Origin of the sequence: Gallibacterium anatis DSM 16844 = F 149 (genome assembly GCF_000379785.1) — a bacterium.
Taxonomy (GTDB): Bacteria; Pseudomonadota; Gammaproteobacteria; order Enterobacterales; family Pasteurellaceae; genus Gallibacterium; species Gallibacterium anatis.
On sequence record NZ_KB903755.1, the window covers coordinates 1 to 5407 of the forward strand.

At 40.2% G+C, this 5407-nt stretch carries 8 protein-coding genes; 3 read left to right on the top strand and 5 right to left on the bottom strand.

Annotated features, from left to right (window positions below; translation table 11 throughout):
• A partial coding sequence (locus A3EO_RS12995; RefSeq protein ID WP_211206184.1) for a transposase occupies positions 1 to 199 on the top strand: 199 nt, incomplete at its 5' end.
• Positions 200 to 354: 155 nt separating this feature from the next.
• On the opposite strand, the gene A3EO_RS13830 is transcribed toward A3EO_RS12995, so the two are convergent.
• The 3 genes from A3EO_RS13830 to A3EO_RS0112000 are packed head-to-tail and all read right to left on the bottom strand — an operon-like array spanning position 355 to position 2029.
• Positions 355 to 810 (bottom strand): ammonium transporter, encoded by a 456-nt coding sequence (locus A3EO_RS13830; RefSeq protein ID WP_267895485.1) that lies wholly within the window; start codon positions 808 to 810, stop codon positions 355 to 357.
• Between the two features lie 5 nt (positions 811 to 815).
• A complete protein-coding gene (locus tag A3EO_RS13835) occupies positions 816 to 1646 on the bottom strand; it encodes an ammonium transporter (RefSeq protein ID WP_267895484.1) in 831 nt (276 codons plus the stop codon).
• A 44-nt stretch (positions 1647 to 1690) separates the two neighbouring features.
• Positions 1691 to 2029 carry a P-II family nitrogen regulator gene (locus tag A3EO_RS0112000; RefSeq protein ID WP_018347328.1) on the bottom strand — a complete coding sequence of 113 codons (339 nt, stop codon included), beginning with the start codon at positions 2027 to 2029 and terminating at the stop codon, positions 1691 to 1693.
• Between the two features lie 312 nt (positions 2030 to 2341).
• Between A3EO_RS0112000 and A3EO_RS0112005 the strand changes: the two genes are divergently transcribed.
• Both A3EO_RS0112005 and A3EO_RS0112010 read left to right on the top strand, forming a co-directional pair.
• Complete coding sequence (locus tag A3EO_RS0112005) at positions 2342 to 3145, top strand: MOSC domain-containing protein (protein WP_018347329.1); 804 nt, start codon at positions 2342 to 2344, stop codon at positions 3143 to 3145.
• A 73-nt stretch (positions 3146 to 3218) separates the two neighbouring features.
• A complete protein-coding gene (locus A3EO_RS0112010; protein WP_018347330.1) occupies positions 3219 to 4409 on the top strand; it encodes an MFS transporter in 1191 nt (396 codons plus the stop codon).
• Positions 4410 to 4495: 86 nt separating this feature from the next.
• Here A3EO_RS0112010 and A3EO_RS0112015 read toward each other — a convergent pair whose 3' ends face one another.
• A complete protein-coding gene (locus tag A3EO_RS0112015; RefSeq protein ID WP_018347331.1) occupies positions 4496 to 5101 on the bottom strand; it encodes a hypothetical protein in 606 nt (201 codons plus the stop codon).
• 46 nt (positions 5102 to 5147) lie between these two features.
• A partial coding sequence (locus A3EO_RS13265; protein ID WP_169333133.1) for a transposase occupies positions 5148 to 5407 on the bottom strand: 260 nt, incomplete at its 5' end.

Here is a 5407-nt window from a genome sequence, read left to right on the forward strand (position 1 = left end):
ACATCACGGACATCGCTATGCTCGTTATAGAGGGTTAGCCAAAGTACAAATGCAATGCTTCCTTGCGGCAATGGCACAAAATATCAAGAAAATTGCCCTGGTGGTATGGGCTATTTTGTCTTATTTATGGCGTCAATTTTACTTGTTTGAGGCATGGGTAAAACAATCAGCGAAAATGACCGCTGGCACCNTTATCTGAAAGGAAAAGCAAGAGAAAAGCGACAAAGNAAAAAAACAAACCCACTTTTATCAAATGATTTTGGAAAGATGGGTTTGTCAGCAGTCTGAGGTGCAGCTCAAAAAAAGCTGCACCTTTTTTCATCGGTGCAGCAATAGGTTAGTGACTGGATGTCATTATTCTAAGCGTTCGCCGTGAGAAACAAGGTCTAAGCCTTGACGTTCTTCATCGGTTGAAACGCGGATGTCTGTAAATTTGCTCATTACCCAAAGGATGATGACAGACATTACACTACTGTAGATTAAAGTAATTACGACACTTTCTACTTGAGCCAATACGCTGGCATCGCCGCCGGTAATATCGGTTGAAACAAAGACACCTGTCAATACCGCACCTACAATACCGCCGATACCGTGAATCCCGAATGCATCCAGCGAATCATCATAGCCTAATTTGTATTTAATTTTGGTGACTGCCACGAAGCAGAATACACTGGTAATTAAGCCGATTAACACTGCACTTTGTGCGGAGACGAAACCTGCTGCCGGGGTAATACCAACTAATCCTGCCACTGCGCCGGATGCCAAACCTAATGCGGACGGTCTATGTTTGCTGATTACTTCGCAAATCATCCAAGTTAATGCGGCAACTGCGGCAGCAATTTGTGTGGTGGCAATGCCATTCCGGCACGGCTGTCGGCAGCAAGGGCAGAACCAGCGTTAAAACCGAACCAACCAATCCAAAGCATCGCACAACCGATTAAGGTTAATGTAAGGTTGTATGGAGGCATTGCATCTTTGCCATAACCAATACGTTTGCCGATAAAGAGCGCAGCACATAATCCAGCAACACCGGCGTTAATATGGATAACGGTTCCACCTGCGTAGTCGAGAACACCGTCTTCCGCTAACCAACCGCCGATACTCCATACCCAGTGGGCAGTCGGGACGTAAACCAATAATGTCCAGATTCCGACAAAAACCAAAACCGCACCAAATTTAATTCTTTCAGCAAAAGCACCGGTAATAATCGCGCCGGCAATGATGGCGAACGCCATTTGGAATACCATAAATACTGATTCCGGAATTGAGCCTGCACCCGGATAAATAGTGAGTTTTTCTTGTTCAGTAAAAACGTTTAATCCGTTTAGGAATAGGCGATCTAAGCCACCAATAAAGGCGTTGTTCGGTGTAAAGGCTAAACTGTATCCGCAGACTAACCAAATCACTGCTACTAAGCAGCAAACAGCGAAACTTTGTACCATTGTGGCAAGGATATTTTTCTTACGAACCATTCCGGCATAAAAGAGTGCTAACCCCGGAATAGTCATAAATAGCACTAAAATGGCGGCTAACATAACCCAAGCGGTATCTCCGGCACTGATGGCGTAGATTGGTTGTATCCAATCAGTAAGTTCTGCGTGAGCAGTGATTGGCAGGAATGCCAATAACCAACGATATTTTTTCATTTTGATTTCCCCTAAGTGTGTTGTGTTTGCATTATTGAATGAATTTAGAGTGCATCATCTCCGGTTTCGCGTGTGCGAATACGGACAACTTGTTCAAGTGGCAATACAAAAATTTTGCCATCGCCGACACGACCGGTTTGGGCGGCTTCCACAATGGTTTCAATCACGTTTTCCACTAAATCATCGCCGACAGCAATATCGATCTGAATTTTTGGTAAAAAGTCGATGGTATATTCGCTGCCACGATAAATTTCAGTATGCCCTTTTTGGCGACCGAAACCTTTGACTTCACTAACCGTGATACCGTGTACACCAATGTCGGTCAAGACTTCACGAACTTCATCCAAACGGAACGGTTGAATAATTGCACTAACGAGTTTCATAACTTTCTCCTGTATGTTTTTATAAGAATCTATGTAGTAAGTGTGATTTTTTCTAACAAACTCTAATTTTTATTAGATGTTTTTTATAAAAATTAGCTTTTATTTAAACTGTGTATAGATAATAAAATTAAAAATTAGATGGTGTCGAACAATTTTTTATAATTTTTGTAAAAAAATTAAGATATCACGATTTTTTCTGTTTAATCGTTATAAGATCTGCTTAAAGGGTATGTTTTTATTAAAAATATGGCTTTTAAGTTGAAAACGTTATAGATTAATGTCGATACAGGCGCAAAAAAGAGGAGAAGCAAAATGAATCAAGTACAAAAAATCACCCTATTCCCAATCAAATCGACACAGCCCTATTTTGTGCAACAAGCGTATGTACAGCCGCACGGTTTAAATTTTGATCGTGAATTTATGTTGACGGATGTTAATGGAAAATTTATTACTGCGCGTAAGCACGGTGCCTTATATCAACTTTCTGCATTTCCGGTGGCTCAAGGGTTGATTGTGCGTCATTGTGATGGTTCGCAAATTGTAGTGCGTTATCGTGATTTTAATGTGCAGGAAAGCTGTGAAGTGTGGGGAACGCATTTCCCTTCATTTGTTGCGCCGGCGCATATTAATCGTTGGTTTAGCGAAAAACTGCAAGAAGAGGTGGTATTACGTTGGTTAGGGGAAGTGGATCAACGTTTTGTGAAAAAAATGCCTGAAAACAGTGTTTCATTCGCGGATGGTTACCCATTGTTGTTGGCTACTCAACGTTCTTTTGATGCGGTACAGGCAGCGTGCCCAACAGCAATTAGTATTGATCAATTTCGTGCTAATTTGGTGGTAACGGGCGAGGAGGCATTTGCTGAAGAGCAGTGGTTAAAAATTAAGATTGGTGAAGTGGAATTTTTCCACGCCAAGCCATCATCTCGTTGCATTTTAACAACCAGAAATTTGCAAAGTGGAGAATTGGATGCAAAATGCGAGCCTTTCCGTACTTTGAAGAAAATGCATACTAATGCTGATGGTGAGCCGTTATTTGGTATTAATTTGGTGCCGTTGAATAGTGGTGTAGTGCGAGTCGGGGATAAAGTGACAGTGTTACAATATCGTGCAGAATAAAATGTTTGTAAAAGAAATGTTAAAGGATTAAGATAAAATCATACTTTCCTAAATCCTAAAATGATACAGCATTATGATTACACTCCGTTCTCGAGAATTCTATTTTGCCAGTGTAGCACTGGCATTCTCTTCTTTCTTAGTGTTCTGTAATTTATATTCAGCACAACCGATTCTGGCAGAGTTTGCGAAAACTTATCAAGTGTCGATTACTCTGTCGAATTGGATCTTTGCCGGTGCTTCATTAGGGTTAAGTTTGAGTTTAATTCCGTGGGCTTTATTGGCGGATCGTTTCGGACGGCGGTTAATGATGATGATTAGCCTAATTTTAACGGCGATTTTGGGCATCATTCTTTATTTTGCTGATAGTGTCAGTAGTTGGATCACATTGCGTGTTATTCAAGGAGTCACCTTAGGCGGATTGCCGGCAGTTGCGGTGGCTTATATTAGTGAGGAATTTGAACCGCGTTCGATTACTTCGGTTGTCGGTTCATATATTGCCGCGAACTCATTAGGCGGCATTTCCGGACGTCTGTTGGGCGGGTTTCTTGCCGATCATTTCGGGCTGAATATGCCGATGTTGTTTTGCGGAATATTAGCGGTTATCGGCGCACTGCTGATTATTTATTGTTTACCTAAAGAGCAGCATTTCCAAAAGCAAACATTAGAATTTACGAATTTAAAAAATAATTTGTGCGGACATATCCGTAATCCGAAATTATGGCGAACATTTTTTATTGGAGGGTTAGGGTTCGGTGTCTTTATCAATCTATATTCTGTAGTGAGTTTACGTCTGCTAAGCGAACCTTATAATTTTTCGACCACACAAGTTTCTTTGCTTTTCTTATGCTATTTAAGCGGCACCTTTGCCGCCAGTTTGACCGGAAAATTAACACAACGTTATTCCTCTTTACAAGGAATGTTTTTTGGCTGGTGCGTGTTGATTGTTGGTGTGTTATGGTTGTTGGTGTCATCATTGCCATTAATTATTATGGGGTTATTAATCTGTAGCGTTGGTTTTTTTACAACACACGCATTGGCAAGCGGTTGGGTCGGCAAACAGGCTAAACAGGCAAGAGCATTAGCCTCAGCGTTATATCTCTCGTTTTATTATTTCGGTTCAAGTGTTGTCGGCTTTTATCTGATTTTCTTATGGCGACATTTTGCTTGGCACAGTGTTATTTTAGGTTCATTAGTGTTGCTAGCCTTTATTCCGTTATGTATCTGGGGAATGCGTCAGGTAGAATTGCAACAACGCCGAAAATAATTTTCCTTTTATCCAAAAATATCCCAACGCAAGTTCCAATTAATTTTCTTTCTTGCGTTGGGTTGTTTACTATTGTAATCAACAAACTAAAATTGATACTTCAAAATCGCTTCATGATTGCAGCCGTGAGGATTGATTTCATCCACGGAAATAAATTTAAGTTGCGGATGCTCCTGTTTGATGCTTTCTACCAGTGCAGCAGCACCATAAGTTCTTGTAAAATCCTGGGGTTCTAACAGATCGATTTCAACGCCATTGAGAATAAAGTGTTGTAACGTTTTCACTAATCTGATAATGGCATTGCGATATTGCTGTTTAGGAAAAATCAAACGCAATATGCCTTCAGGAATTTCGGCATAAGGCAAGGATAAAATGGCGCGATAATGGGTTATATCCAAATCCCAATAAATATATTCTTTGGTATGAGTGAGTAAGATGGGAGCAGTAATGCCAACATCGCCAGCATACCCACATTCACAGGTCAAAAGATAGCTTTTAGCTGGAGAACTTATTTTTAGAGAGGCTACTAATTCGTGAATATCCAAGACTACACAATCGTCAGCAATGTCTTGATTATAGCTGAGGAAAGCAGGTGTGGCTTGCAAGGTAATTTCAATATCATTTTTGTTCCAAAAGGTAAACATAGATGCACGAATTTTATATTTAAATTCAGTCAATAATTCAATAGGCATAATAAATCTCTTATGATTTAAATTAAGGGGCTGAAGTAGATTAGCGTTAAATCTGACACCATTTCCGCAGGATTTTGAGCTGTTGAGATGGTGTCCCATAGTTGAAACGAAACTCACATTCTTTCAAAAAAAGAGGGAAAGATTTTCGATCAATTCCATTATACTTTCTTAGCACACGCTTTGCTTGATTCCAAAAATTCTCTATCCCATTAATGTGATTTCGCCGCTCAGCAAAATGAGTACTGTGGTTAATTCTATAGTGCGTAAACTCACTAACATCTAGCACATCATAGCTATGATAACAAT

Bases quoted from the DNA above. Each gene is read 5' to 3' on its own strand.
- A3EO_RS0112015 (WP_018347331.1), bottom strand. From the start codon at position 5,101: ATGCCTATTGAATTATTGACTGAATTTAAATATAAAATTCGTGCATCT.
- A3EO_RS0112005 (WP_018347329.1), top strand. From the start codon at position 2,342: ATGAATCAAGTACAAAAAATCACCCTATTCCCAATCAAATCGACACAG.
- A3EO_RS0112000 (WP_018347328.1), bottom strand. From the start codon at position 2,029: ATGAAACTCGTTAGTGCAATTATTCAACCGTTCCGTTTGGATGAAGTT.
- A3EO_RS13830 (WP_267895485.1), bottom strand. From the start codon at position 810: ATGATTTGCGAAGTAATCAGCAAACATAGACCGTCCGCATTAGGTTTG.
- A3EO_RS13835 (WP_267895484.1), bottom strand. From the start codon at position 1,646: ATGAAAAAATATCGTTGGTTATTGGCATTCCTGCCAATCACTGCTCAC.
- A3EO_RS0112010 (WP_018347330.1), top strand. From the start codon at position 3,219: ATGATTACACTCCGTTCTCGAGAATTCTATTTTGCCAGTGTAGCACTG.